Origin of the sequence: Apibacter muscae (assembly GCF_007845635.1) — a bacterium.
GTDB classification, from domain to species: domain Bacteria; phylum Bacteroidota; class Bacteroidia; order Flavobacteriales; family Weeksellaceae; genus Apibacter; species Apibacter muscae.
Genome location: NZ_SELG01000031.1, coordinates 96,508 through 123,403, shown reverse-complemented (window position 1 = coordinate 123,403; position 26,896 = coordinate 96,508). Strand labels below are relative to the sequence as shown.

26 protein-coding genes are annotated in these 26,896 nt (G+C 32.5%); all 26 read left to right on the top strand.

Annotated elements, in window-relative coordinates:
• The first annotated feature begins 38 nt into the window (after nucleotides 1-38).
• Nucleotides 39-4,346 carry a CusA/CzcA family heavy metal efflux RND transporter gene (locus tag ETU08_RS04585; protein ID WP_146261841.1) on the top strand — a complete coding sequence of 1,436 codons (4,308 nt, stop codon included), beginning with the start codon at nucleotides 39-41 and terminating at the stop codon, nucleotides 4,344-4,346.
• Between the two features lie 12 nt (nucleotides 4,347-4,358).
• Nucleotides 4,359-5,492, top strand: a complete 1,134-nt coding sequence (locus ETU08_RS04580; protein ID WP_146261840.1) for an efflux RND transporter periplasmic adaptor subunit — start codon at nucleotides 4,359-4,361, stop codon at nucleotides 5,490-5,492.
• A gap of 295 nt (nucleotides 5,493-5,787) precedes the next feature.
• Nucleotides 5,788-6,552, top strand: a complete 765-nt coding sequence (locus ETU08_RS04575; RefSeq protein WP_146261839.1) for an alpha/beta fold hydrolase — start codon at nucleotides 5,788-5,790, stop codon at nucleotides 6,550-6,552.
• Between the two features lie 17 nt (nucleotides 6,553-6,569).
• A complete protein-coding gene (yihA, locus tag ETU08_RS04570) occupies nucleotides 6,570-7,190 on the top strand; it encodes a ribosome biogenesis GTP-binding protein YihA/YsxC (RefSeq protein ID WP_146261838.1) in 621 nt (206 codons plus the stop codon).
• A 112-nt stretch (nucleotides 7,191-7,302) separates the two neighbouring features.
• Nucleotides 7,303-8,646: a cytochrome ubiquinol oxidase subunit I gene (locus ETU08_RS04565; RefSeq protein WP_146261837.1), complete on the top strand. Its 1,344-nt coding sequence runs from the start codon at nucleotides 7,303-7,305 to the stop codon at nucleotides 8,644-8,646.
• Between the two features lie 3 nt (nucleotides 8,647-8,649).
• Nucleotides 8,650-9,654 (top strand): cytochrome d ubiquinol oxidase subunit II, encoded by a 1,005-nt coding sequence (locus ETU08_RS04560; RefSeq protein ID WP_146261836.1) that lies wholly within the window; start codon nucleotides 8,650-8,652, stop codon nucleotides 9,652-9,654.
• 421 nt (nucleotides 9,655-10,075) lie between these two features.
• A complete protein-coding gene (locus ETU08_RS04555; protein WP_146261835.1) occupies nucleotides 10,076-10,498 on the top strand; it encodes an RrF2 family transcriptional regulator in 423 nt (140 codons plus the stop codon).
• A gap of 27 nt (nucleotides 10,499-10,525) precedes the next feature.
• Entirely contained in the window at nucleotides 10,526-12,007 is a 1,482-nt protein-coding gene (locus tag ETU08_RS04550; RefSeq protein ID WP_146261834.1) for an MFS transporter, read from the top strand.
• 21 nt (nucleotides 12,008-12,028) lie between these two features.
• Nucleotides 12,029-13,384 (top strand): MFS transporter, encoded by a 1,356-nt coding sequence (locus ETU08_RS04545; RefSeq protein ID WP_146261833.1) that lies wholly within the window; start codon nucleotides 12,029-12,031, stop codon nucleotides 13,382-13,384.
• 20 nt (nucleotides 13,385-13,404) lie between these two features.
• Entirely contained in the window at nucleotides 13,405-14,460 is a 1,056-nt protein-coding gene (locus ETU08_RS04540) for an MFS transporter (protein ID WP_146261832.1), read from the top strand.
• 30 nt (nucleotides 14,461-14,490) lie between these two features.
• The gene (locus ETU08_RS04535) at nucleotides 14,491-16,713 is read left to right on the top strand and encodes a molybdopterin oxidoreductase family protein (RefSeq protein WP_146261831.1); all 2,223 of its coding nucleotides are present in this window, start codon (nucleotides 14,491-14,493) and stop codon (nucleotides 16,711-16,713) included.
• An 11-nt stretch (nucleotides 16,714-16,724) separates the two neighbouring features.
• On the top strand, nucleotides 16,725-17,294 hold the full coding sequence (locus ETU08_RS04530; protein ID WP_146261830.1) for a 4Fe-4S dicluster domain-containing protein: 570 nt from the start codon (nucleotides 16,725-16,727) through the stop codon (nucleotides 17,292-17,294).
• Between the two features lie 21 nt (nucleotides 17,295-17,315).
• Nucleotides 17,316-17,813, top strand: a complete 498-nt coding sequence (locus ETU08_RS04525; RefSeq protein ID WP_146261829.1) for a QcrA and Rieske domain-containing protein — start codon at nucleotides 17,316-17,318, stop codon at nucleotides 17,811-17,813.
• A 3-nt stretch (nucleotides 17,814-17,816) separates the two neighbouring features.
• Nucleotides 17,817-18,092, top strand: a complete 276-nt coding sequence (locus tag ETU08_RS04520; RefSeq protein ID WP_146261828.1) for a DUF6755 family protein — start codon at nucleotides 17,817-17,819, stop codon at nucleotides 18,090-18,092.
• The gene (moaA, locus tag ETU08_RS04515; protein WP_146261827.1) at nucleotides 18,085-19,068 is read left to right on the top strand and encodes a GTP 3',8-cyclase MoaA; all 984 of its coding nucleotides are present in this window, start codon (nucleotides 18,085-18,087) and stop codon (nucleotides 19,066-19,068) included. The genes ETU08_RS04520 and moaA overlap by 8 nt, the downstream gene beginning before the upstream one ends.
• Nucleotides 19,069-19,107: 39 nt before the next feature.
• A complete protein-coding gene (locus ETU08_RS04510) occupies nucleotides 19,108-20,295 on the top strand; it encodes a molybdopterin molybdotransferase MoeA (protein ID WP_146261826.1) in 1,188 nt (395 codons plus the stop codon).
• Nucleotides 20,283-20,609: a winged helix-turn-helix domain-containing protein gene (locus ETU08_RS04505; RefSeq protein ID WP_146261825.1), complete on the top strand. Its 327-nt coding sequence runs from the start codon at nucleotides 20,283-20,285 to the stop codon at nucleotides 20,607-20,609. The genes ETU08_RS04510 and ETU08_RS04505 overlap by 13 nt, the downstream gene beginning before the upstream one ends.
• A complete protein-coding gene (gene mobA, locus ETU08_RS04500; protein ID WP_146261824.1) occupies nucleotides 20,599-21,174 on the top strand; it encodes a molybdenum cofactor guanylyltransferase in 576 nt (191 codons plus the stop codon). Before ETU08_RS04505 ends, mobA begins: the two co-directional genes overlap by 11 nt.
• Nucleotides 21,164-21,394 (top strand): MoaD/ThiS family protein, encoded by a 231-nt coding sequence (locus ETU08_RS04495; RefSeq protein ID WP_146261823.1) that lies wholly within the window; start codon nucleotides 21,164-21,166, stop codon nucleotides 21,392-21,394. The genes mobA and ETU08_RS04495 overlap by 11 nt, the downstream gene beginning before the upstream one ends.
• A gap of 23 nt (nucleotides 21,395-21,417) precedes the next feature.
• Complete coding sequence (locus ETU08_RS04490) at nucleotides 21,418-22,500, top strand: HesA/MoeB/ThiF family protein (RefSeq protein WP_146261822.1); 1,083 nt, start codon at nucleotides 21,418-21,420, stop codon at nucleotides 22,498-22,500.
• A gap of 13 nt (nucleotides 22,501-22,513) precedes the next feature.
• On the top strand, nucleotides 22,514-22,963 hold the full coding sequence (locus ETU08_RS04485; RefSeq protein ID WP_146261821.1) for a molybdenum cofactor biosynthesis protein MoaE: 450 nt from the start codon (nucleotides 22,514-22,516) through the stop codon (nucleotides 22,961-22,963).
• Nucleotide 22,964: 1 nt separating this feature from the next.
• Nucleotides 22,965-23,663, top strand: coding sequence for an MOSC domain-containing protein (locus ETU08_RS04480; protein WP_146261820.1), 699 nt, complete (start codon nucleotides 22,965-22,967; stop codon nucleotides 23,661-23,663).
• A gap of 76 nt (nucleotides 23,664-23,739) precedes the next feature.
• Entirely contained in the window at nucleotides 23,740-24,648 is a 909-nt protein-coding gene (moaCB, locus tag ETU08_RS04475; protein WP_146261819.1) for a bifunctional molybdenum cofactor biosynthesis protein MoaC/MoaB, read from the top strand.
• Nucleotides 24,632-25,426, top strand: a complete 795-nt coding sequence (gene modA / locus ETU08_RS04470; protein WP_260391063.1) for a molybdate ABC transporter substrate-binding protein — start codon at nucleotides 24,632-24,634, stop codon at nucleotides 25,424-25,426. Before moaCB ends, modA begins: the two co-directional genes overlap by 17 nt.
• Nucleotides 25,427-25,433: 7 nt before the next feature.
• The gene (modB, locus tag ETU08_RS04465; protein WP_146261818.1) at nucleotides 25,434-26,111 is read left to right on the top strand and encodes a molybdate ABC transporter permease subunit; all 678 of its coding nucleotides are present in this window, start codon (nucleotides 25,434-25,436) and stop codon (nucleotides 26,109-26,111) included.
• Nucleotides 26,112-26,119: 8 nt separating this feature from the next.
• Nucleotides 26,120-26,773 carry an ABC transporter ATP-binding protein gene (locus ETU08_RS04460; RefSeq protein WP_146261817.1) on the top strand — a complete coding sequence of 218 codons (654 nt, stop codon included), beginning with the start codon at nucleotides 26,120-26,122 and terminating at the stop codon, nucleotides 26,771-26,773.
• The last annotated feature ends 123 nt before the right edge of the window (nucleotides 26,774-26,896 follow it).

Here is a 26,896-nt window from a genome sequence, read left to right as displayed (position 1 = left end):
TATACCCATTCTAATTATATAATACTAATAATAAAATTATGTTTAAAAAAATTATAGAATTCTCTATAAATAATAAATTATTAATTATTGTAGGAACACTTGCCTTATTGATAGGTGGGGTTTACTCAGTAAAAGATATTGCTATTGATGCAACTCCCGATATTACAAATAATCAAGTGCAAGTAGTAACCACTTCACCAACTTTAGCACCTCAAGAAGTTGAAAAGTTAATAACTTTCCCATTAGAATCACAATTAAGAAATATTCCAGGAACAACAGAAGTACGCTCCATATCTAGATTTGGACTCTCCATAATAACGGTTGTCTTTAAAGAAAATATACCTACTTTACAAGCAAGGCAGTTGGTTAAAGAACAAGTAGATATTGCAAAATCAGAAATACCTGATGGGTTAGGAGATCCTGAATTAATGCCTATAACAACAGGATTAGGAGAAATTTATCAATATGTACTAAAGGTAAAACCAGGGTATGAGAATCAATATAATACAGAAAAATTACGTACCATACAAGATTGGATCATTAAACGTCAACTAAATGGAGTAGAAGGAATAATTGAAATATCAAGTTTCGGAGGAAATATTAGAGAATATGAAATATCTATAGATCCAGTAGCTTTACAAAGCTATAATTTAACATTGGAAGAAGTTCACACAGCTTTAGAAAATAATAATCAAAATTCAGGTTCTGGCTATATACAACAAAAACATAACCTATTTTATATCCGAACCGAAGGGATGATAAAAAACTTTCAAGATATTGAAAATATTGTTATATCACTAAACAATAAGGTTCCTATTAAAATATCCGATGTAGCACAAGTAAAAATAGGTTCGGCACAACGTTTTGGAGCAATGACTATGGATGGTCAAGGAGAAGTTGTTGGAGGTATAACTCTAATGCTAAAAGGAGCTGATTCCTATAAAACAGTACAAAATGTAAAACAAAGAGTCACAGAAATTGAAAAAAACCTACCGGAGGGATTAGATATTTATGAATATTTGGATAGAGCTAATCTAATCGATAAAACTATATCTACAGTAACCAAAAACTTAATAGAAGGCGGACTCATCGTTATTTTTGTTTTAATACTACTTTTAGGTAATCTAAGAGCTGGGCTTATAGTTGCTTCTGTAATTCCATTGTCCCTACTTTTCGCTTTAGCAATGATGGATCTATTTGGAGTTTCAGCAAATCTACTATCGCTAGGAGCTATGGATTTTGGAATTGTAGTAGATGGAGCAATTATTATCATAGAAAGTGTTATACATGTATTGTACACTAGTTATTTAGGTAAGAAACTCACCCAAAAAGAAATGGATGGAGTAGTTACTAAAGCAGCAGGAGATATATATAAATCAGCTTCTTTTGGGATTATGATAATTATTTTAGTATTTGTTCCTATAATGACTTTAACAGGTATAGAGGGTAAAATGTTTAGACCTATGGCATTAGCCGTAAGTTTTGCGATTTTAGGTGCATTTATACTTTCTCTTACCTATGTTCCTGTAATGACAACAATGTTTATAAATAAAAACATAAAACAGAAAATAACATTTGCAGACAAAATAATGAATTTCCTGAAAAAGTTGTATTTACCCGTTTTACAGAAAGTTTTAAAAATACCTTATACAATAGTGAGTTTAGTAGTGGCTATATGGCTTATGTTTGTTTTTGTATTCATGAAGATGGGGTCAGAATTTGTACCAACCTTACAAGAAGGAGATATTGCAATGCAAATGAGTATTCAACCTGGAAGCTCCTTAGATGAAAGCATTGCAACTACAACGAAAGCAGAAAAAATATTGAAAGAGAATTTCCCAGAAGTACTACATGTGGTTTCTAAAATTGGAACTGCCGAAGTGCCAACAGATCCCATGGGTATTGAAGATGCTGATATAATGATAATTCTAAAAGAAAAAAAAGATTGGATATCAGCGACTACACAAGAAGAACTAGTCAATAAAATGAAAGAAAAATTATCTGTTATATTGGGTGCTTCTTTTGAGTTTTCCCAACCTATACAACTAAGATTTAATGAGTTGATGACAGGGGCAAAGGCAGATGTAGTCATAAAAATATTTGGAGAAGATACAGAAGAATTAAAAAAGATAGCAGACAAAGCAGCAGAAAGTATACATGACATAAAAGGAGCGGCAGATGTGAAAGTGGAACAGACGGAAGGATTAAAACAAATGAATATCAGCTACAACAGAGAAAAAATAGCACAATACGGTCTAAATATTAATTCTTTAAATCAGATTATAAGATCAACGATCGCAGGGCAATCTGCCGGAGTAGTACTTGAAGGTGAAAAAAGATTTGATATAGTTTTAAGATTAAATGAAAACTATAGAAAAGATTTGAATTTAAATCAAATCTATGTAAAATCACCCACAGGAATACTCATTCCATTGTCAGAAGTAGCATCCATGAATTATGAATCAGGTCCTATGATGATATCTAGAGAACAAGCCCAAAGAAAAATTAATATAGGAGTGAATGTAAGAGGAGTAGATGTTGCCACCTTAGTAAAAAATATCCAAACAAAGTTGGATAAAGACATTAAATTACCCCCAGGCTACCGCATTCAATACGGTGGAGCATTTGAAAATTTGCAACAAGCAAGTGCAAGATTAAGTATAGTTATTCCTATAGCCCTTATAACCATAATTTTTCTATTATACGTTGCTTTTAAAAGCTTAAAAGATGCTCTTATAATTTTTACAGCTGTACCCTTAGCATCGATAGGAGGAATTATAGCCTTATGGGCAAGGGGACTACCGTTTAGTATATCAGCCGGAGTAGGATTTATAGCCTTATTTGGAGTAGCCGTTTTAAATGGAATTGTATTAGTAGGAGAATTAAATGATTTAAAGAAATCGGGTAAATTTAATTCTTTGAAAGATCTAATTATACAAGGTTCCCTTACACGTTTACGACCAGTATTTATGACGGCTATGGTAGCTACTTTAGGATTTTACCCAATGGCTATATCCTCCTCAAATGGTTCCGAAGTACAACACCCATTGGCAACAGTGGTTATAGGAGGATTAGTAACCTCTACTTTATTAACCCTGTTAATTGTACCAGCAATTTATTATATAGTAGAGAACAAAAGTTTTAAAAAACTCTTAAATAAAACAAATACTACCTTAGGAGTATTCATCTTAGGAGGAATCATGTCCATACAGGGACAAACTAGAGTAGCATTGCCTGAACTTTTACAAAGAGTTTCAACAGAAAATATGGAACTCCAAGGAGATCGTATGCAGATAGAAAAAGAGCAATTAGAAAAAAAATATGCCTATACGGTCCAAAATACATCTATAACTGCTGGTTATGGAGAGTACAATGATAGAAAAGGGGACTATCAAGTAGAATTAGAACAAAATTTAGGAAACTTATTCTCTTATAGGAGTATGCAAAACTTATCCGATTCAAAAATCAACTGGTTAAATTCCCTATTCTTATTAAAGAAACATACTTTAGAACTACAAGTAGAACAAACCTATAACCAATGGTTATACTCTATTGAGAAGAGGAATTTACTACTTAAAATGGATTCTTTGTACCAATCAGGCTTAAAAAGAGCAGAATTCAGGTATCAACAAGGAGAAACCGATTATATGGAGAAACAATTTTTTAAAGTAGAGTTAGATCAGATAATAAGAAGAATAACCAGCAATGAACAAGAATACTTAAACGTTGAAAATCAATTGTACAACTTATGTAAAATAGATTTAAATAATAAAATTATTCCAATTGAAAGTTTTTCAAGATTAGAAAATGATTACATATCAAGTACTCCACTGCCATTATTTACTCAAGAGTTCGATCAAGCAATGCAATTTAATAACCAAACCGTAATGCTTGGAAAATCACAAAGACTACCAGAATTATCAGTAGGAACCATAATGCATAGTATAGACCAAAGATCTGCATATTTTTCTGGAGTAGTAGGGATAAATATACCTCTATTTAACAATTCCTATAAAAAACTAAAAGAACAATCATATATTGAAAATCAATTCATAGAAAATAATAAAGAACAAAAAGTAAGAAGTTTAGAATTAAGGATTAAACAGTTAAAAGAACAAGAAGATTTATTTAATAAAGAAATAGCTTCTTTAGGAGAGAATCATTTAAATGAACTAATAAAAATGAGGAAGGTAGCTCTTACCAAATATAAATATGGTGAAATTGATTATCTGCAATATTGTAGCTTATTAAAAGCATCTGTAGAAGCCCACTTAACCTATCTAGACTTAATACATGATTACAATCAAGTACTTATAGAAATAAAATATTTAACTCAACAAAATTAAATTGATCACGCAATGAATATACGAATATATATAACCCTATTTTTAAGTTTAATTATTATTTCTTGCAGCAAAGAAAAGCAAGAAAACCATGAAGCTGTAACAAAAGAAAATACAGAAATAGAAATTACTCCTGAACAAATTAAAATAAATAATATACAAATAGGGAAACCCGAGTTAAAATCTATTGATTCCCGAATAACAGTAAGTGGAGTAATACATGCTTTACCGCAAAATATGTCCTCCGTACATAGTCAAGTAGATGGATTTATTGATAAAGTAAACTTCATTACCGGTGAGTATGTTAAAAAAGGACAAGTTTTAGCCACATTAAGAAATCCATCTTTCATTCCTTTGCAAAAACAGTTTCTTGAATCGTACTATAATATGCTTTTAAATCAAAAAGATTTCCAACGGAAGAAATCTTTATTAGCTGCTGATGCTATAAGTCAGAAAGCATACGAACAAGCCTTAGCACTTTATCAAGTATCCTCCGCTGAGTATGAAAGTTTGCATTCTGAATTAAAAGTTTTGGGATTTTCACCCTCAACGATTATAAAAACTAAAACTATAAATCCAATTTTACCAATAATTAGTCCGCAAAACGGATTTATACAAGCCGAAGAAATTTCTCCAGGAAAGCAAATTTCAACAGCAGATGAATTATTTAAGATTATAAATCAAGACGAATTACATTTGGAACTAAATGTGCCGTCTAAATACGCATCTCAACTATTTGCAGGGCAAGAAGTTGAATTTAGTTTACCAGAAATAAAAGATACATTAAAAGGAGAAATCCATTTGATAGGAAGGGCTACTAACACAGAAAATAATACAATTCAGGTACATGTAGATATTAAGACAAAATTACCTGCCAATGATTTCTATGAGGGACGTTTTGTAAATGCCTCAATCATTAATAAAACTCATCCACTTCTGACAATTCCTAGAGATGCAGTGTTTGAAGAAAACGGAAAAAAATATATTTTTATTAAAAATGGATCTAAATTCGATAAAAAAGAAATTAAAACAGGAGTCGAGAATTCTGAATATGTAGAAGTGTTAGATTTAGATAATAATCAAGAACTTGTCACTGCTGGAACTTATTATTTAAAGGCTGGAGAGATTGAATCTGGACATAGCCACTAAATTCTTAAAAAACATAGTACAAAAACACAAGGGAAATTATTCCCTTGTGTTTCTTATTATAAATGAATTTATAATTCGATTAAACATATAAATCTTAATCTATTTTCAAGATTATTTCAATAAAAAGAATGTATCGAATTAATACGTTAAAGTTACATATAAATAAATAGATAAAATGCGTCTAATAAGCTGAAAATCAGTTATGATATGTTTTTTATAAAATGTGGGATAAAATAATACTATTATATTAGTAAAAATGATGTATTTTTGCATGATTGCATAAGATGAGCTTAATATGATTTTTAGTCTTCCTAAAAAAAATAAATTTATATATACAGAAGTTGGAGAAGGAAGTCCAATTGTATTGTTACATGGATTAATGGGAGGATTAAGTAACTTTAAATATCAAATAGAATATTTTTCACAAAAAGGTTACAAAGTTTATTTTTTGCAATTACCACTGTATACATTGCCTCAGTTAAAAACGAATATTTCAGGATTGACCAACTATGTAATAAAATTTCTTGAAAAAGTAGTGGATAAACCGGCTATACTAATAGGAAATTCACTAGGCGGTCACTTAGGACTAATTACATCCTTAAAAAAAGCTCAATATGTTAAAGCACTTGTTTTAACAGGAAGTTCTGGACTATACGAGAGAAGTTTTGGTGATTCATATCCAAAAAGAGGAAGTTACGAATACATAAAAAAAAAGGCACAAGATGTTTTTTACGATCCTGACATAGCAACTAAGGAGCTAGTAGATGAAGTTTATGAGACTGTAACTGATAGATTAAAAGCTATAAAAACAATTCAGATAGCAAGAAGTGCAATGAAAAATAACTTATCTGAAGAATTAAAAAATATTAAGATACCCACTTGTTTAATTTGGGGAAAACAAGACAATGTTACCCCACCTGAAGTTGCAGAAGAATTTAATCAATTTATCCCTGATTCAAAGTTATATTGGGTAGATAAATGTGGGCATTCACCAATGATGGAAAAGCCTGAAGAATTTAATAGTATTCTTTACGAATGGTTAAAAAGTAGAGAATTATAATTCAAATAAATTAAATTGTGAGCATACATTCAGCAGATTTCATTAAAAGTAGTCCTAAGATAGAAGAGTGTCCAGAACCTGATTTTCCAGAATACGCATTTATAGGCCGTTCAAATGTAGGTAAATCATCTCTTATTAATATGTTAACCAATAAAAAAGGTTTAGCGAAAACATCTTCAACCCCTGGGAAGACCCAATTAATTAATCATTTTCTCATTAATAATAGCTGGTATCTAGCAGACCTACCTGGGTATGGATATGCCAAAGTATCTAAAAAGACGAGGGAGATTTTTTCTAAAATGATTGAAAAATATATTTTAAATAGGAAAAATCTAGTCAATGTATTTATATTGGTGGATGCTAGACATTTACCATTAGAAAATGATTTAGAATTTATTAATTGGTTAGGAGAAAAAGAAATACCGTTTTCCGTAGTTTTTACCAAAATTGACAAAGTATCTCAAAGAGAATTTGCTTTCAATTTTAAAAAATATATGCAAGAACTTAGAAAAACTTGGGAAGAAGTACCCCCAATTTTTAAAACCTCAGCAGAAAAAAAAATTGGTCAAGAAGAAATTTTATCCTTTATTGAAGATACAAACAAATATCTTGAAAGAAACAAGATTACTTTCACCTAAGTCTTTAAACATCTAATTGTATTTACTTAACTCTTTTATAAATATGTAGATCTTTTAAGGAATTTATTTATAAATTCTTATGTAACTTTGTAGAAGACTAAAAAATTATATAATGGATGATTTTATTGCTGCTCGTTCTCAGATGGCATTGTCCTTAGGTTTTCATATTATTTTCTCTTGTGTAGGTATGGTAATGCCATTTTTTATGGCTATAGCTCATTGCAAATACTTAAAAACCGGAGACAAAATCTATAAAGGACTAACAAAAGCTTGGAGCAAGGGAATAGCAATATTATTTGCTACCGGAGCTGTTTCAGGAACCATGCTGTCATTTGAACTTGGGCAACTTTGGCCCAAATTTATGGAACATGCCGGATCTATTTTTGGTATGCCTTTCTCCCTAGAAGGAACAGCATTCTTTGTAGAAGCTATTGCTCTAGGTTTTTTTCTATATGGTTGGGGGAAATTAAATCCATGGTTTCATTGGTTTACAGGATTATTGGTAGGTATAAGTGGATTAGCTTCCGGTATATTAGTTCTAGCAGCAAATGCTTGGATGAATAGTCCCGCGGGCTTTGATTTTGTGAATGGTGAATACCTAAATGTAAATCCCGTAAAAGCCATGTTTAATGATGCATGGTTTTCTCAGGCCTTGCATATGATAATAGCTGCATTTATTGCTACAGGCTTTGCTGTTGCAGGAGTTCACGCTTTTATGATCCTAAAAGGGAAAAATTTAGTATTTCATACCAAAGCATTCAAAATTGCCGCTATTTCAGCATCCATAGCTGCCCTAATACAACCACTTAGCGGAGATATTTCTGCCAAAGATGTAAGTAAAAGACAACCAGAAAAACTTGCAGCAATGGAAGCGCATTTTCATACAGAAAAAAATGCAGATTTTATTTTAGGAGGAATAGTAAATGAAAATGAACATAAAGTTGATTACGCAATAAAAATACCTGGTTTATTAAGTTTTTTATCACATGGTGATTTTAATGCACCAGTAAAAGGAATATTAGATTTTCCGGAACAAGACCGACCTCCGGTAGCTATTGTTCACTATGCCTTTCAAATTATGATCATGCTTGGCGTAGCACTAATGATAATATCAATTTTATACCTTTTAGCCATAGTAAAGAAAAAATCTTGGCTATCAAAAAAATGGTTAATTAAGCTATTTGTTATGGCAGCACCTTTAGGCTATATAGCTTTAGAAGCAGGTTGGGTGGTTACAGAAGTGGGTAGGCAACCATGGATAATATATAAAATAATGCGAACCTCAGAAGCTGTAACTCCGATGCCTGGAATCGCTTATACCTTTTATTTATTCACTCTTATTTTTATGTCACTTTCTTTAATTGTTATTTTTCTGTTGTATAGACAGATAAAGATGGTGCCCTATTTATACGATGAAACAGATCCAAAATTTATTCATAAACCTACAAATAAATAAAATATGTTTGATCTATATGTAGTTATATTTTTCCTTTGGACAGCAATAGCCCTTTATTTGTTATTGGGTGGGGCAGATTTTGGTGTAGGTATAGCAGAGCTATTCTCAAATAAAAAGAACCAAGAACGAATTCATAAAATTATGTACCGTGAAATGGGGCCGGTTTGGGAAGCGAACCATATGTGGTTAATAATCGTTATAGTAATACTTTTTGTGGGATTTCCTCAAATTTATTCTACCCTATCTACGTATTTACATATTCCACTACTAATTATGTTATTAGGAATCATTGCACGAGGTACAGCTTTTACGTTTAGGCATTACGATGCTGTTATAGACAATTGGCACAAAGTTTATAATAAAATTTTTATATATTCAAGTTTTATAACTCCTTTCTTCTTAGGAATAATAGCAGCAGCAACTGTTTCAGGAACTATAAATACGGAAGCCACTGAATTTTCAACAGCTTACATTTGGAGTTGGTTAACACCCTTTGGAATTGCCTTAGGAGTTTTCACCAGCTGTATTTGTGGTTATTTAGCCTGTTCTTATACAATTTCTCAAATTGAGAACGAAGAAGAAAAAAAATATATAGGTAAAAAAGTAAAAATATTTCTTATTTCTGTAATCCTTTCAGGAGGACTAGTATTTGCCTGCGCAGGCTACCAAAATTTACCTTTGATTAGGTGGATATATGGAGGAGTAGTAGGTTGGGCAGCAGTGCTTTTTGCCACCCTTTCAGCCATTGGGGCTTTTTATTGTATTTATAAAAATAAATATTCTGCTATAAGAATATTAGCCGGTTTTCAAGTAATTATGATTTTATTGGCAGTAACCTATGGTCATTACCCAGATTTAGTGTTATTAAAACAAGGGTCACTATCTTTATTAAGTGGAGAAAATGAACCCAAAACTATTAAAATGTTGGCTTGGGCATTGATTTTAGGAAGTATTTTTATACTACCAGGAGTATTTCATTTGATCTATTCCTTTCAGAAAAAAAGATAATTGAATGCTGTTAATTTGACTGTTATATTTTTTAAAAAATAATTATCAATTAATATAGCTTTGCTTTTTATTTGATTTAAATTGAGACAATAAGATTAATTCTAAATTGAATTATAGAAAGTTTTAAAATAGTGTTTATTTAAACTAAAATAACCTTTATAAATTTTCAAATGCATCAATCAATCTTTTAAAAGATTGATGTATAAGCAATAAAATTATATCAATGACATACTTTTAATTGATACTATAGATTAAAAAGATGTTTAATAATCACAAATAATAATTATATATATAATACAAAAGTTTTATTTAGAACAAGTATAAATTAATCAAAAGATAATAAGACTTTAATATCTTAATATATCCTTTTAAGATTATTAAATTATATTTGCAGGTAATTAAGTTTAAAAATTATTAGGGAATGTTTTCAAAAACCAGTGAGTACGCAATAAAAATTATGATTTATCTAAGTTCAAAAAATCATAAAGATAATTATTCACAGGTTAAAGAAATTAGTCAGGCATTAGAAACTCCAGAACCCTTTACCGCTAAAATATTGCAACAATTGGCTAAGGTTGGCTTATTAATATCGATGAAAGGTAAAAATGGAGGTTTTGCTTTAGGAAAAGATTCAAGTGAAATTAAAATACTAGACATTGTTATTACTATAGATGGAAGCAAATCTGTAACACGTTGCGTCCTTGGTTTAAGTGATTGCTCCAATGAAGATCCATGTCCACTACATCATAAATATTATAAAATTAAAGAACAGATTAAAAAAGATGTTTTAGAAACTAATTTAAAAGATATAAAAGATCGATTAAAAAATTTAAAACTAAAATAGTTAATTACATAGAAAGTTTTCATTCATATGCCTAAATCAAATTTAAAACAATCCCATATAATATTAGCTTTAAATACTTTAGCCTTCACTATATGTTTTGCATGTTGGACGCTTAATGGAGTTTTAGTTACCTACTTAGTAGAGAACGGAATTTTTGACTTTTCAGTAGTAGAGATAGGTTGGTTATTAGGAATTCCCGTTTTAACAGGATCATTGTTAAGATTACCAGTAGGGATAATGACGGATAAATTTGGAGGGAAAAAAGTATTTATTATTTTGCTCATTTTTTGTTCAATCCCCTTATTTATACTACCTTTGGCTAAAAGTTTTTTAGCATTTGCTATCTTAAGCTTTTTATTTGGGATAGTAGGTACAAGCTTTGCTGTAGGCGTAGGATACACCTCTGTTTGGTATCCCAAAGAGTGGCAAGGGAGAGCCTTAGGTATATTCGGTATGGGCAATGCGGGAGCAGCAATCACAACATTTTTAGCTCCAACACTTTTAAATTATCTTTCTAAAAATAACTTGGAGAATGGTTGGAAAATTTTACCACTTATATATGGATTTACACTTATAGTTTTAAGTATATTATACATTCTGCTAGCCAAAAATAAAAAACCTCAGAGCAGTTCTAAGACAATGTCAAGCTTATTAAGTCCATTAAAAAAAGGAAGAGTTTGGCGTTTTGGGCTTTACTACTTATTAGTTTTTGGATTTTTTGTGGCCTATTCCCAATGGTTAGTACCCAATTTTATGAATGTTTATAGTACAACTTTAGTAATGGCAGGTATGTTTGCATCATTCTTTAGCTTACCATCAGGAGTGGTAAGAGCATTTGGTGGATATTTATCCGATAAATATGGGGCAAGAAAAGTAATGTACTGGGTATTAGGCTCCTCAGTAGCCTTTAGTTTTCTTCTCATGTTTCCTAAAATGGATATTTACACACAAGGGCAGGGAATTTTATCTACAAATGCTGGAACAGTTACACACATAGATAAGGATAAAATTTTAGTAAATAATAAAGAGTATAAAGTAAAAAATAAAGAGGAAGAAGTTCTCAAAGATCAAACAAGATTTTTACCAGAAAAAAACACATGGCAGGAAATTTTGGTGAAAGAGAATCAAAAGGTCAATAAAAAAGAATTATTAGCTAAAGGTATAACTGGAATAAAATTTGAAGCTAATATGTGGATGTATTTAGCTTTAGTTATTTGCATAGGGATTTCTTGGGGAATAGGAAAAGCTGCTGTATACAAACATATTCCCGAATATTTTCCTAATGAAGTAGGAGTGGTTGGAGGTATGGTTGGATTAATTGGAGGATTAGGAGGCTTTATAGGACCTATTATCTTTGGGTATCTTTTAAATTATACAGGCCTTTGGACCAGTTCATGGATGTTTATTTTTATAATTTCACTGCTATGTCTAATATGCATGCATAGAGTTATAGTAAAAATGAACAAAGAGAAAATGCCTGAAATATTTAAAGACATTGAAAAAAAATAAATAAACAAAAAGAATAAAACTATGGCTACATGGCTTAAAGAATGGAACCCTGAAGACAGTAACTTTTGGGAATTAAAAGGAAAAAAAATTGCTTGGAGAACTTTAATAATTACCACCATTTCACTTACATTATCTTTTATAGTATGGTACTTAATGAGTGGGATTGTAACTAAATTAACCGGCGTAGGTTTTAAATTTACAGAAAAAGAATTATTTTGGTTGGCTTCTCTGCCGGGATTAGCTGCTGGAACTTTACGAATTGTTCATACCTTTTTAATTCCCATATATGGAACAAGACATACCATAACAATTTCAACCTTAATAAAATTAATACCCGTAGTAGGAATTGCATTTGCAGTTATGGATCCATCAACGCCTTTCTGGGTTTTTGCTATCCTCGCATTTACTATGGGTTTTGGCGGAGGAGATTTTTCTTCCTTTATGCCATCAACCAACATGTTTTTTCCCGCTCGTTTAAAAGGTACAGCCTTAGGAATTCAAGCAGGAATAGGAAACTTTGGAGTAAGCATTGTTCAATTTCTTACACCAGCCCTTTTAGGAGTAGCCATAGTAGGAGCACCTCAAATACTAAAAACTACAAATTCAGTTACGCAGGAAGTAATATCTAAGCCAATATATTTGCAAAGTACAGCTTTAATATATGTACCTCTGTTGATCGTAATGACTATAGTTTGTTGGTTCGGCTTAAAAAGTATACCCTTAAAGTCATCATTTAAAGAACAAATGGGTATATTTAAACAAAAACATACTTGGTTTTGTACCATTACCTATTTTATGACTTTTGGTACATTTTCAGGCCTAGCTGCAGCATTTCCACTAATGATAAAATCATTATACGGCGATTTTCCAGGCGCACCCGATCCATTAAAATATGCTTTTTACGGTCCTTTAATCGGTTCAGCCAGTCGTGTAGCTTTTGGTTTTGTTGCAGATAAAGTAGGAGGAGCAATCTTAACAACCATTACAGGAGTTGGTTTTATTATTTGTATTGGAGTTATGATATTTATGGGTTCCGTTTCACCGACTTCCATGGAACAATTTCCTAGCTTTTTAGCAATGATGTTGGCAATATTTTTCTTCTCAGGCATAGGAAATGCTGGAACTTTTAGACAATTTCCTATAATATTTAAAAGTAACGCAGTACATGCAGCAGGAGTTATAGGTTGGACTGCGGCTATTGCAGCCTATGGACCTTTTATTTTTTCATTGATCCTAGGCTCAGAACTGCATGCATCAGAACTAGCAGGAAGAAAAAGTGCAAACGGATTTTTCTGGGGCGTATTAATATTCTCAATGATAGCAACATGGGTGAATTGGTATTATTATCAAAGAAAAGGAGCTGAAAGACCAAGTTAATAAAATAAAATAAATACATTATGTTTCATTTGTTTCAAAACCTAAACAAATCGGCATTACTTAAAGCCATAATAGCTTCAATTTTAACCATTGTTATGGTTTTTATTGGATCAAGAAATTTGCAAAATTTTGACGCTGCCTTAATCGCATATTTATTTGGAGCGGTATTCGCCATCTTTGGCATAACCTATAGATATTCTATCTGGTTGCAAAGACCTCCAACGAAAATGTATTGGAAAAGATCCTGGCAATTTCTTTTTAGTAAATATTTTGTAGCCTATATAGGAAGAGGATTAAGATTGTTTTTTCAAAACATACTTTTTCAAAAATTTATTTATCCAAGAGGAAGAACAAGATGGATCGGTCATTTTTTGTTAGCAACCGGGTGTATGTTAGCCTTTGCTATCACTTTTCCCTTAACCTTCGGATGGATACATTTTACCTTAGAATCAGGGTCACTTACTACCTATGAAGCTCATTTATTTGGTTTTAAAATGATGGATTTTCAATTAGGATCATTCATAGCCTTTCTTATATTTCATGCTTTGGTGTGGTGTTCGGTATTGGTTATAATAGGTTCAATTATGATGATGAAAAGAAGAATGACTCATGGAGGATTAATAGCAACCCAAACTTTTGATGGAGATTGGTTACCCTTGTTGTTGCTAATAGCAATCTCGGTAACCGGTATAGGAATTACGTTTGACTATACATATTTGGAAGGTAAAACGAATCAGTTTATGTCTGTTACACATGCCGTTACTGTAATACTCTTTTTGGTGTGGATTCCATTTGGGAAATTTTTTCATATTTTTCAACGTCCAGCGCAGTTAGGTGCTAATATTTATAAAACAGAAGGCATTAAAAATGGTTTAGCAAAATGTCCTTATACGGAAGAAGAATTTGCTACTCAAATGCATATTGATGATTTAAAAACAGTAACCCAAGAGTTGGGCTTTAATTTTAAATTATCCAATGGAAAAAGTCATTTAGATTATAGCCCCGAAGGAAAAAGATGTATGTTGGCAAAAGCTCATTTAAAAGCAAGAGAAGAAGCGGGAAGTTTTTTTGGATAATAAAAATAATAAATTAGTAAAAGAAAGAAAATGTCTAAAATACCGGTAAGCGATAAAAAAATTATTGAAGAGTTTGGTCCACATAAACAATATACACCTAAAGAAGGATTTAAAGGGGTTGAGGAACCAGATAAATTAGTAAAAACACATTGTTGTTTTTGTGGTATGCAATGCGGGATACAACTAAAGGTTAAAGACAACAAAGTGGTAGGATTTGAACCTTGGAGAGAGTTCCCGTTTAACGAAGGAAGATTATGTCCCAAAGGAGTACAAAGGTATCTTCAAAATAATCATCCAGATCGTATACTTTCCCCAATGAAAAGGGTAGAAGGGGTAGGATTTCAACCCATCGAATGGGAGGAAGCGATGAGCAAAACCGTAGCGGAGATTAATAGAATTCAAGACCAATATGGAAAGGATGCATTTGCAATGTTATCAGGTGTTTCGCTAACCAATGAAAAAAGTTACATGGTTGGTAAATTTGCTCGAGTTGCTTTAAAAACTAAAAATCTGGATTATAATGGTAGACTTTGTATGGTTAGTGCTGGTACCGGGAATAAGAAAGCCTTTGGTTTGGATAGAGCCTCCAATAATTGGTCTGACCTTAAGCATGCAGAAGTTATTATTGTAGCAGGAGCCAATGTAAGTGAAACTTTCCCTGTTTTAACTCACCCACTTTGGGAAGCAAGAGATAATGGAGCAAAATTAATTGTCGTAGATCCAAGAATGGTACCATTCGCACGTACAGCGGATTTACATTTGGATGTACGTCCAGGAACAGATTCTGCACTCTACGGGGCTATGTTAAAAATATTGGTAGATAACGATTGGATAGACCAAGAATTTATTGAAAAACATACCAGTAGTTTTAAGGAAGCAATAGAGGTAGTTAAAGATTATACTTTAGAATGGGCAGAAGAAATAACAGGAATTTCAGCAGCTAAAATATACAAAGCTGCCGAGATGTGGGGGAAAGCAAAAACTAGCTTTTTTCTACATGCAAGAGGAATTGAGCATCATACCAAAGGGGTTGACAATGTATTAGGAGTTATAAATCTAGTCTTAGCAACAGGTAGAATTGGAAAGCCTTATTGTGGTTATGCAACAATAACAGGGCAAGGAAACGGACAAGGAGGAAGAGAACATGGACACAAATGCGATCAACTTCCGGGAAATAGAGATATTGAAAATCCAGAACATCGTAAATACATTTCAGAAGTTTGGGGAATTGAAGAAAAAGATTTGCCCGGTAAAGGATTAAGTGCCTATGAAATCATTGATGCTATACACAGAGGAGAAATTAAAGGGTTGATCTCCATTTGCTTTAATCCATTAGTATCCCTACCCAATAATAATTATGTAAGAGAAGCTTTAGAAAAGTTAGAATACTACGTAGCCATAGATTTCTTTTTAAGTGAAACAGCAAGATATGCAGATGTAGTACTGGCAGGTTCATTACAAGAGGAAGAAGAAGGAACCGTAACAACAGCCGAAGGAAGAGTAGTTAGAATTAATCAAGCCATTACCCCTCCAGGAAAAGCGAGAAAAGATAGTGATATTTTAAAAGAATTGGCCAAACGATTAGGAGAAGAAAGTAAGTTTAATTATAAAAATGCAGAGGATATTTTCAACGAACTAAGAGTAGCATCCAAAGGAGGAACGGCTGATTACTATGGAATTACCTACGAAAAAGTAGAAAAAAATATGGGAGTATTTTGGCCTTGTCCTTCATTAGATCATCCTGGAACTCCAAGGCTTTGGGAAGATTTAAAGTTTAAAACTCCGGATGGTAAAGCTCATTTTAACCCAGTAACCTATAAAGAGTCTTCAGAAATGATTGATGAAGATTACCCAATCATCTTAACTACAGGTAGAGTTGTTTCACAATATTTAAGTGGAACACAAACACGAAGAATTGGTAAACTTGTAGATCAGTATCCGGAGCCACTCATGGAAATCCATCCAAAATTAGCGGCAAAATATGGAATTCAAGATGGATATTTAACAAAAGTAATAACACGAAGAGGTGAAATGACTTTGCCTGCCAATGTTGTTGATACGATAAGAGAAGATACTATATTTATCCCTTACCACTGGGGAGGGAAACATTCTGCCAATCAGTTAACCGTTTCAAGTTTAGATCCTCTATCTAAAATTCCTGAATTTAAAGTGTGTGCTTGCAAAATTATGAATACCAATGAAAAAGCCCCTGATTCTCAAAAATCAGATGCATTTCAAAGTTTAGACAACTAAAATAAAAAAAAATGACAACTACAGAATATAATAAAAACATGGAATTTTTTGTAGATATGCAGAGGTGTATTGGGTGCCACTCCTGCGAGATGGCATGTGCAGAATGTGAAACGAATGGTCAAGAAAGTATGATACATATTCATTATGTAGATCGAAAACATACCGTACAAACTACTGTACAAGTTTGTATGCATTGCGAAGATCCAGTTTGTGCTAATGTATGTCCTGCCGATGCTATTACCAAAGATTCCTTTGGAGTATTACACTCAGCCAACACGGCTCGCTGTATTGGTTGTTCCAACTGCGTAATGGCATGTCCCTTCGGAGTTCCTAAAAAAATAGAAGAAGCAGAGCTTATGATGAAATGTAACATGTGTTACGATCGTACAAGTGCAGGACTAAAACCTATGTGTGCCACCGTTTGTCCTAGTGGAGCTCTTTTCTATGGGACTAGAGAAGAAATAGAGGAAAAAAGACCGAATAGTACCCCGGTAAATAAATTTATATTTGGTCAAGAAGAAGTTGTTACTAAAGTAAATATTATGATGCCCAAAGGCAGCAAAGAGTTAAAAGTTCACTAATTACATAAGAAATAAAAAAACATGTCAAAAGATAACAAAGAACCTATATGGAAATCTGATTTTCCTGTAAGACAAGAAGAATCTACCCATGTATCCCGAAGAGAATTTGCTAAATTTTTATGTTTATTATCTGGAGGATTAGCACTTGGCAATGGGTTTATAGCGGCTAAATCCCTATTACCATCCAAAAAAGAAGTAGAAGAAGAATTTTATGTATGTGAAACTTCAGAAGTTCCTATCGGTCAAATGAAATCCTTCACAATTAAAGAAAATCACAAAGTGCCTTACATACTCATCCATTTAGGAGAAGACAAATGGAGATGTTTTGAACAAAAATGCACACATTTATCCTGTGCCGTTTTATACAATCACGAAATCAATAAGATTGTTTGCCCCTGCCATCAAGGATTTTTCAATCCAGAAACTGGAGATGTTTTGCAAGGTCCACCGCCTAGACCCTTGCCTCAATTATCCGTAATAATAAAAGACGGGAAAATCTATGTAAAAGAAAAAGTATAAGTGATGAAAAAAAAACACAAGGTAAACAATCCCGTAAATCCAAGCAGAATGAATACCCTAACTTCTGCAATAATTGTAATTTTTATCCTTATATTAGCCCTTCAAATCTGGTTAATGTATGGAGCTTTAAATAATGCTTTAGATGGGAACCATGGATTTGCATGGGCTACTTTTATAGCCTCTTTATTTTTATTTATATCCAGTTTATTTTTACTTAAATATTTACCGGCTTCAATAAAAAATAAAGAAAATAAAAAGTCAGAGAATCAATATGAATAATTTAACGGATACATTCGGAAGAAAACATAGTTATCTAAGAATATCACTTACCGATAACTGTAATTTTCGATGTATCTATTGTATGCCTGAAGAAAATATACATTGTTTACCCTCCAAGGAACAATTGCAGGCAGATGAAATTTTTGAAATATCCAAAATCTTCGTTGATTATGGAGTGAATAAAATTCGCCTTACCGGTGGAGAACCTTTGGTAAGGCATGATTTTGCTACCATTGTTGAAAAAATTTCTCAGTTACCCGTCCAAATTGCTTTAACCACCAATGGAGTATTGTTAGACAAATATGAAAGCGTATTAAAAGATACAAATGTTCTAACCATAAATGTTAGTTTAGATAGCTTAAATCCAGAAATTTTTTTCAAGCTAACTAAGCGTGATGCATTTCATAAAGTATGGAGAAATTTACTTACTTTTATAGAGAATGGTTTTCATATAAAACTGAATGTAGTAGTAATGAAAGGGATTAACGAAATAGAAGTCAATGATTTTGTTAATCTAACCATGAAGTATCCAATAGAAGTTAGATTTATTGAATTTATGCCTTTTGATGGCAATCATTGGAATAAAAAAAACGTAGTATCCATGTCTGAAATGTTAAGCAGTATTGCTGAAAAGCATAGATTTAATAAAATCCAAGATCAAGTTTTTGATACTACAAAAAAATACAAGTTGGAAGGAGCCAAAGGTACTTTTGCTTTTATAACCACAGTAAGCCAACCCTTTTGTGAAGGTTGTAATCGAATGAGATTAACTTCCGACGGTAAAATGAAAAATTGCCTTTTTGGAAAAGAAGAGTTTGATCTTTTGGGTGCTTATAGAAATAAGCAAGACATTAAACCCCTTATAGAAAAATGCATTTACAAAAAACATGAGAAAGTAGGAGGGCAACTAAATCAACTCAAAGAATTTGATCCTGATCAGTTAAATAATCGAAGTATGATTAAAATAGGAGGATAATTTTTTATTTATCGTTATGACAAATTTGACCTATTGAAAATGAATTTTATTACCGTTTCCCAAGCAAAAGATATTGTTAAAAGCGAAATATATCAAGGTTCTATAGTTAAAAAAAACTTAGAAGAAGCATTGTATCATTATACAGCGGAAGATATTTATGCTCCTTTAGATGTGCCTTCATTTGACAATTCAGCCATGGATGGATATGCATTTAACTATGAACAATATAAAGAGAAAATTCCACTAAAAATTAGTTATACCATTCAAGCAGGAGCGACAGATCTACCCATATTAAAAAAGGGAGAAGTAGCTCGTATATATACCGGTGCACCGATCCCTAAAGGAGCAGATACTGTAGTAATGCAGGAAAAAATCAAGGAAAATTTAGGAGAACTTCAGATACAAGATTCTAAAATATTCCAAGGAATGAATGTGAGGCTGAAAGCTTCACAAACTAAAAAAGGAGATTTACTCGTACCTAAAAACACATTTATAAATTCTGGTATTGTAGGCTTTCTTGCCGGATTTGGTTTTACACAGCTACCTGTATATGCATTTCCTAAAGTAGGGCTTATAGTTACAGGAAATGAATTGGTTGAAGCAGGAAAACCCTTGCAACAGGGGCAGATTTATGAAAGTAATTCTCAGGCTCTAAAAGCCCTGTTACAAGATATAAACATTCAACCTCATAAAATAGTTAAAGTTCTAGACGATAAAGATTCAACGATTGAAACCATTCAAGATTTTTGGGAAGAAGTAGATATATTGATAATGACTGGAGGTATATCAGTAGGAGATTACGATTTTGTAAAAGAAGCTTTAGAAATTAGTGGAGTAGAAAAACTATTTTACAAAATACAACAGAAACCAGGGAAACCCATATTCTTTGGAAAAAAGAAGAATAAATATGTTTTTGCACTACCGGGAAATCCAGCATCCGTATTGATTAATTTTTATCAGTATGTCCGTCCATTTCTAGAGGGCATTCAAGGAAATTTAAATTTCAATAAATCTAAAAGAACGGCAAGATTAGCAACTGCCTATAAGAAAGAAAATACTCTTACTTTGTTTTTAAAGGCTATATATAAGCAAGGGAAAGTTTGTCTATTGCCAACACAAGAATCTTATAAAATGGATGCTTTTACGAAAGCCAATTGCTTAGTAGAACTTCATGGAGATCCCCGATTAATAGAAGAAAATGAAGAAGTAACCCTATGGAAGATTTAAGAATTGAAGGACATATTTGGTTGGAAACCCCTAAAGGACTTAAAATTGGTAGAGGTAGAGCATTATTGTTGGAATTTATAGAAAAAACAGGTTCAATAGCAGCGGCAGCACGCAGTACAAATATATCTTATAGGAAAGCTTGGGGCATGGTACAAGAAATGAATCAGTTTGCACCCTTGCCTTTAGTAATTAAGAATGTAGGAGGTAGAGAAGGAGGAGGAACTTTTTTAACAAAGGAAGGAAAAAGATTATTGGAAAAATTTAGAAAAATTAACCAAGAATTTAATCAATTTAAAGATAAAAATGCGAATTAATGCAGTCATTTTAGCTGGAGGAAAAAGCTCTAGAATGGGGGAAGATAAAGGTTTAAAACCTTTATGTAATAAACCATTAATTGCTAATACAATTCAGGTATTGTCACAGTTTTTTACTAGCATTTATATAAATACTAATAATTTAAAGTACGAATCCTTGGGATTGCCTTTAATTCCAGATATAGAGACTAACCATGGTCCAATAGGTGGAATTTATGCATCTTTAACTAAATTTAAGGCTGATACTTTTTTTATCAGTTGTGATATGCCCTTAATTTCAACTGAAGTTATTGGCATACTTATTAAGAGCCATCAAAAAGGACAAACCACAATAGCTACTTACAATCAAAGATTAATTCCAGTATTGGGCATTTATTCGCCAGGCTTACTTTCCATATTAGAACAAAAAATTAAGCAAAGAGAACTAAAAATGAAAACATTTTTAGAAGAAGTCAGTTGTAATTGTATTGAATTGAATGAAATAATCTCGGAGAATAGATTTGTGAATGTAAATACCCCTGAAGAATTTAAATATGTAGAAAAAATACTTAAACATGAAGATTAAAATTTTTGGAAAACTTACAGATATATTTAAAACAGAAGAATATCATTTAGATAAAGAAGAAAATTTTGTTATAGAATTAAGAAATCAACTGGAGAAAAAATTTCCGCAATTAAAAACCTCCACTTATTTAATTGTGATAAACGAAGAAATTAAACAAGATTCTGATACGATTCCAGAAAACGCAGAAATAGCTTTGCTACCTCCTTACTCAGGAGGATAAAAATTCTTAGATCAAAAATTGAGATGGATTTACAACGTTATAATAGACAAATCATTCTCCCGAATTTTGGAGAGAAAGCACAAAAAAAATTATGGAATGCTAGCGTTTTAGTTGTCGGAGCTGGAGGGTTGGGCTGCCCTGTATTGCAGTACTTGGCTACAGCTGGCGTGGGTACTTTAGGGGTTGTGGATTATGATAAAGTAGAAGAATCTAATTTACATAGGCAAATTTTGTTTGAAGAATCAGACATAGATATACTAAAAGCAGAAGTAGCTAAAGATAAGCTTGAAAAGTTAAATTCCAATTTAAAAGTAAAGGCTTATCCCTATCCATTAACTTTAGAAAATGTATTTTCAATCATTGATTCCTACGATATTGTCGTAGATTGTACAGATAATTTTTCTATCCGTTACTTGTTAAGTGATGTTTGTTATCTACAAAAGAAACCCTTAGTTTATGGAGCAATTTACCAATACCAAGGTCAGGTAGCGGTTTTTAACATAGAAAAAGAAGACAGGATGACCAATTACAGAGATCTTTTTCCACTTCCTCCTCAACCAGACGAAATTCCAAATTGTAATGAAGCCGGAGTTATAGGGACCTTGTCGGGCATGGTCGGTACGATGCAAGCCAATGAAGTAATAAAATTGATTACCGGTATAGGCGATGTATTGATTCATAAATTATTACTTATTAATATGTTGGATTATCATACCTCCATTATTAAATATCCAAAATCAAAACTCAATACTTCTCCCCAAACCCAAGAGGAACTAAAACCAGAAAATTATTCAGAAACTTGTAAATTAGTGCAAGATACGGATGTAAAAAGCTTAAGAGAATTGGAAGATTTACTTAAAGATGATCAAGCGCTATTGATAGATGTTCGAAACGAGGATGAAATGCCCAGAATTCAATTGAAAAAATGCAAATCCATCCCTTTAGAGCGGTTAAAAAATGAGTTTCAAGAACTTGAAAAATACGAACGGATTATATTTATTTGCCAATCAGGGATTAGAAGTCAAAAAGCACTTGAAATAACCAAAGCCCAATATCCTGATAAAAAAATACAACAAGTTAGCGGAGGAATAAAAACTATATTATAATTAATAGATTCCCATGAATGATAAAAAAAATAGAAAAATAGATCCTTTTATAGACGGAGCGATTCCTCCGGAATTTATTTCAGAGAGCATCCGTAAACATAGTGCCAAAACCAATATAGGAGGACACAGCCTTTTTTTAGGACAAGTAAGAGAAGATAAAAAGGGAGATACAGAAGTTGAAGCCATCCATTTTACAGCCTATAAAGAAATGGCCATAAATAAATTAGCGATTCTAAGAGAAGAAATATTTTCCAAGCACGAATTGGTTTGTATTCATCTGTATCACAGCTTAGGGAAAGTGAAAAAAGGCGAAATTTGTTTATTTGTGTTTACCTCCTCCAAGCATAGAAAAACAGCAATGGAAGCTTGTGAGGAATTGGTAGAAAGAATAAAGAAAGAATTACCCATTTGGGGAAAGGAAATATATAACAACCAATCCTATCACTGGAAAGAAAATAAGTAACATGGATCTGCCCATTATACAATCTTTGCATATAGGAAAAGAAGCATCCTTAGCAAATACGGGATATTACAGTGCGATTAATAAACATGAGATAAAAGAATCTCAATACGTACGTAAAGAAGGACTAATTTTAGATTCCCAAGCAGATAAAAAAAACCATGGAGGAAAAGATAAAGCCCTACATCAATATGCATTTGAGAATTATTCCTATTGGAAACAAAAATATCCGAATCAACCCCTGCTAAGTTCACCAGCAGCCTTTGGCGAAAATATCTCTTCCCTAGGCATGAATGAAGATATGGTTTGTATTGGGGATGTATATCGTTTAGGCAGTTGTATAATTGAAGTAAGCCAAGCCAGACAGCCCTGTTGGAAACTAAATTTTAGATTTGGCATAGAAAACATGGCAGTGCAAGTCCAAAATTCTTTAAAAACAGGTTGGTACTACCGTGTTATTCAAGAAGGAAAAATTAAGGCAGGAGATATTTTTGAATTGGATGCCAGACCCCACCCGGAATATTCTTTAACAAGAATATTAAAAGTTTTATATCTTGAAGACATAAATATTCCTGAATTAAATCAGATGATAGAATTAAAGCCATTGGCCGAAAGTTGGAAAAGAATTTTAAAGAAAAGAATAGATACGGGGATAATAGAAAATTGGGAGAAAAGATTGTTTTATACTCATACGAATAATTAAAAAAGTAGAATAAATATAAAATATACGTTTAGAAATACGAGCATTTATAAACAAATATTATAGAAGATTATCAATTATGGTAAATATAACAGCAAAAGCAAATACATTACGAAAAGCTATCGCACAAGCAGAAGTTAAAGTAAGTAGAATTGAAACCATTCAAGCAATACAAGAAAATAAAGTACCCAAAGGCAATGTGTTTGAAATGGCAAAAACTGCCGGTTTATTTGCCGCTAAAAAAACCAGTGATGTAATTCCAGATTGTCATCCTTTACCTATAGAGTACACATCTATATCTTTTGAAATTAAAAACTTAACCATTTACATTACAACAGAAATTCATACCATTTATAAAACCGGAGTAGAAGTAGAAGCCATGCATGCTTCGTCAGTAGTTGCACTTACAATGTATGATATGTTAAAACCGGTGGATAAAAATATAGAAATACAAAATATAAGATTAGTGGAGAAGAAAGGGGGAAAAAGCGATAGAAAAGAGACATTTAACCCACCTTTAACCGCTTCAGTTATTGTTTGTTCCGATAGTATTTCCCAAGGAAAAAAAGAAGATAGAGCAGGGAAGGTAATAATAGAAAAATTAGAAAATTGTGAGGTTGAAATATCCGATTATATCATTATACCTGATGAAGTAACCGAAATTCAAAATCAGATTAAAAAATATACAGAGCAAGAAGTAAATATGGTTTTGATTACCGGAGGTACGGGATTGTCTCAACGAGACGTAACCCCGGAGGCGGTTAAACCCTTACTAGAAAAAGAAATACCAGGAGTAGCGGAAGCCATGAGAGCTTACGGACAAGATAGAACTCCCCTAGCCATGCTATCCAGAAGCGTTGCCGGGTTAATTCAAGAAACATTGGTTGTTACGCTTCCCGGATCTACCAACGGAGCAAAAGAGTCTATGGAAGCTTTATTTCCATCTCTCTTACATCTGTTTAAAATTAGAAATGGAGGTCAACACTAATTTTATTTTTACATCTATGAAGATTAAAATTATTCTATTCATATCTGCAATTCTAACTATAATTTCATGTAGTCCTAAAGAGCAGAAAGTAACCATTGCAGCCGCCGCCAATTTAAGGTATGTATTGGATGAAATTAAAGAGCAGTATATCAAAGAAAATCCAGAAGTACAATTGCAAATGATTTATGGATCTTCAGGAACTTTAACTCAACAAATTTTAAATGGAGCCCCTTATAATTTATTCTTATCCGCAGATACCAAATTTCCTGAAAGTATAGTAAAAAAAGGGATGGCAGAGGGTTTACCTATAAATTATTGTTACGGAAGGTTAGCGATGTGGAGTTCCTCTATAGAGGTCAGTAAAGGTTTATCCATTCTAACCTCTCCACAAGTAAAAAAAATAGCCGTTGCAAATCCTTCTCAAGCCCCTTACGGAGAAACCGCTGTAAATCTCTTAAAGAAATTAAACCTTTATAATCAAATAGAAAATAAAATAGTTTGGGGAGAAAACATCAATCAAACCGCACAATTTGCTTCGTCTGGCAATGCAGAAGTAGGATTTATTGCTCTTTCTTTAGCCTTAGCGCCACAAATGAAAGAAAAAGGAAAGTACTATGTAATACCGGAAAATCAAGCTTCACCGATTGCTCAAGCTGCTGTATTAATTAAAGGACAGGAAAATAATAAACAAGCAAAAATTTTTCTAAACTACATCATAAGCCCAAAATGTTCTTCCCTATGGGAGAAGTATGGGTATGGACTAGCCAATAAAAAATAATAAATAATTGAATTCAGACTTTTTAAATACTTTAGTTCTAACAGGGAAATTAGCCATTTCAACTACAATAATACTGCTGGTAATTTCCTTACCCATAGGGTATTGGCTTACGTATAGTAAATTTAAGTTTAAAGCACCTATAGAAGCTTTCATTTGTATGCCTATGGTACTACCTCCTACCGTTATGGGGTATTACTTACTGGTTGCTTTTAGCCCGGAAAATATTTTAGGAAGCTTTCTGGATCAATATTTAAATACACGTTGGGCGTTTTCTTTTCAGGGAATCTTAATTGCAAGTATCCTTGCCGGATTACCTTTTATGGTACAACCCATTCAAAATGGTTTTAGTTCCTTGCCTAAAAGTTACAAAGAAGCCTCTTACACCTTGGGTAAATCTTCTTGGGTGACCTTTTACAAGGTTCTAGTACCCAATATAAAATCCTCTATTATCACCGGTGTAGCACTCACCTTTGCCCATTGCATAGGGGAATTTGGTATAGTTTTAATGGTGGGAGGGAATATTCCGGGACAAACCCGCATAGCTTCCATAGCAATCTATGATGAAGTACAAGCCCTAAACTACCCAGCCGCTCATCAATATTCCTTGGTACTTTTTATAATCTCTTTTTTTCTATTGGTATTGATTTATAGTATAAACAAAAATTTTAAAATCAATACCCTATAATCTAGCTCATGATTCAAATTAACCTAGAATACTCTTTTTTAACCCCCAACGGTAAAAAAAATCTTAGTATAAATACAGAGATTCCTGAAAAAGAAATCATAGGTCTATCTGGACCCTCAGGCGCAGGCAAAACTACATTTTTACGTATACTAGCCGGATTGGAAACTCCGGAGAGGGGGAAAATAAAAGTTGGAAAACAAGTTTTTTTTGATTCAGAAAAAAAAATGAATGTACCACCACAAAAAAGGAAACTGGGTTTTATGTTTCAAGATTATGCCCTTTTTCCCAATATGAACGTAGAACAAAACATAGATTTTGGCAGAAGCCATAAACATAACCCGGAGTTGACTCATCGGCTCTTAAAAATCATGGACTTGCAAAACTTGCGCAAGCAAAGAATTCACCAACTCTCCGGAGGACAGAAGCAAAGAGTAGCTTTAGCGCGGGCATTAGCCACAGAATCTTCGTTATTCCTTTTAGATGAACCTTTATCTGCCTTAGACCTTCCCATGCGTACTAAATTACAAGAGGAAATACTTAAAATTTACGAAAGCTTACAACCCACTATTTTTTTTGTGAGCCACGATAAAGACGAAATTCATAAGCTATCGACCTATATACTACAGTTTAATAATGATAAGGTAGAATTATTAAAAAAATAAATATCAAGAAATTGATAGAGTGAGCTGTGAAAAAATAATAAAATAAATCTATGTAAAAAATAATTTATATTTTTTGAGATTGATGAGGTTAACTTTATAGTTAAAATTTTTTATTAGTTCAAA

What these genes read in the sequence shown, in the direction of transcription:
- ETU08_RS04550 (WP_146261834.1), top strand. Translation starts at nt 10,526, where the DNA reads ATGCCTAAATCAAATTTAAAACAATCCCATATAATATTAGCTTTAAAT.
- ETU08_RS04530 (WP_146261830.1), top strand. Translation starts at nt 16,725, where the DNA reads ATGACAACTACAGAATATAATAAAAACATGGAATTTTTTGTAGATATG.
- modA (WP_260391063.1), top strand. Translation starts at nt 24,632, where the DNA reads ATGGAGGTCAACACTAATTTTATTTTTACATCTATGAAGATTAAAATT.
- ETU08_RS04510 (WP_146261826.1), top strand. Translation starts at nt 19,108, where the DNA reads ATGAATTTTATTACCGTTTCCCAAGCAAAAGATATTGTTAAAAGCGAA.
- ETU08_RS04535 (WP_146261831.1), top strand. Translation starts at nt 14,491, where the DNA reads ATGTCTAAAATACCGGTAAGCGATAAAAAAATTATTGAAGAGTTTGGT.
- ETU08_RS04580 (WP_146261840.1), top strand. Translation starts at nt 4,359, where the DNA reads ATGAATATACGAATATATATAACCCTATTTTTAAGTTTAATTATTATT.
- moaA (WP_146261827.1), top strand. Translation starts at nt 18,085, where the DNA reads ATGAATAATTTAACGGATACATTCGGAAGAAAACATAGTTATCTAAGA.
- ETU08_RS04545 (WP_146261833.1), top strand. Translation starts at nt 12,029, where the DNA reads ATGGCTACATGGCTTAAAGAATGGAACCCTGAAGACAGTAACTTTTGG.
- moaCB (WP_146261819.1), top strand. Translation starts at nt 23,740, where the DNA reads ATGGTAAATATAACAGCAAAAGCAAATACATTACGAAAAGCTATCGCA.
- ETU08_RS04460 (WP_146261817.1), top strand. Translation starts at nt 26,120, where the DNA reads ATGATTCAAATTAACCTAGAATACTCTTTTTTAACCCCCAACGGTAAA.
- ETU08_RS04540 (WP_146261832.1), top strand. Translation starts at nt 13,405, where the DNA reads ATGTTTCATTTGTTTCAAAACCTAAACAAATCGGCATTACTTAAAGCC.
- ETU08_RS04505 (WP_146261825.1), top strand. Translation starts at nt 20,283, where the DNA reads ATGGAAGATTTAAGAATTGAAGGACATATTTGGTTGGAAACCCCTAAA.
- ETU08_RS04495 (WP_146261823.1), top strand. Translation starts at nt 21,164, where the DNA reads ATGAAGATTAAAATTTTTGGAAAACTTACAGATATATTTAAAACAGAA.
- ETU08_RS04565 (WP_146261837.1), top strand. Translation starts at nt 7,303, where the DNA reads ATGGATGATTTTATTGCTGCTCGTTCTCAGATGGCATTGTCCTTAGGT.
- ETU08_RS04560 (WP_146261836.1), top strand. Translation starts at nt 8,650, where the DNA reads ATGTTTGATCTATATGTAGTTATATTTTTCCTTTGGACAGCAATAGCC.
- mobA (WP_146261824.1), top strand. Translation starts at nt 20,599, where the DNA reads ATGCGAATTAATGCAGTCATTTTAGCTGGAGGAAAAAGCTCTAGAATG.
- ETU08_RS04480 (WP_146261820.1), top strand. Translation starts at nt 22,965, where the DNA reads ATGGATCTGCCCATTATACAATCTTTGCATATAGGAAAAGAAGCATCC.
- ETU08_RS04585 (WP_146261841.1), top strand. Translation starts at nt 39, where the DNA reads ATGTTTAAAAAAATTATAGAATTCTCTATAAATAATAAATTATTAATT.
- ETU08_RS04485 (WP_146261821.1), top strand. Translation starts at nt 22,514, where the DNA reads ATGAATGATAAAAAAAATAGAAAAATAGATCCTTTTATAGACGGAGCG.
- ETU08_RS04575 (WP_146261839.1), top strand. Translation starts at nt 5,788, where the DNA reads ATGATTTTTAGTCTTCCTAAAAAAAATAAATTTATATATACAGAAGTT.
- ETU08_RS04490 (WP_146261822.1), top strand. Translation starts at nt 21,418, where the DNA reads ATGGATTTACAACGTTATAATAGACAAATCATTCTCCCGAATTTTGGA.
- ETU08_RS04525 (WP_146261829.1), top strand. Translation starts at nt 17,316, where the DNA reads ATGTCAAAAGATAACAAAGAACCTATATGGAAATCTGATTTTCCTGTA.
- ETU08_RS04555 (WP_146261835.1), top strand. Translation starts at nt 10,076, where the DNA reads ATGTTTTCAAAAACCAGTGAGTACGCAATAAAAATTATGATTTATCTA.
- ETU08_RS04520 (WP_146261828.1), top strand. Translation starts at nt 17,817, where the DNA reads ATGAAAAAAAAACACAAGGTAAACAATCCCGTAAATCCAAGCAGAATG.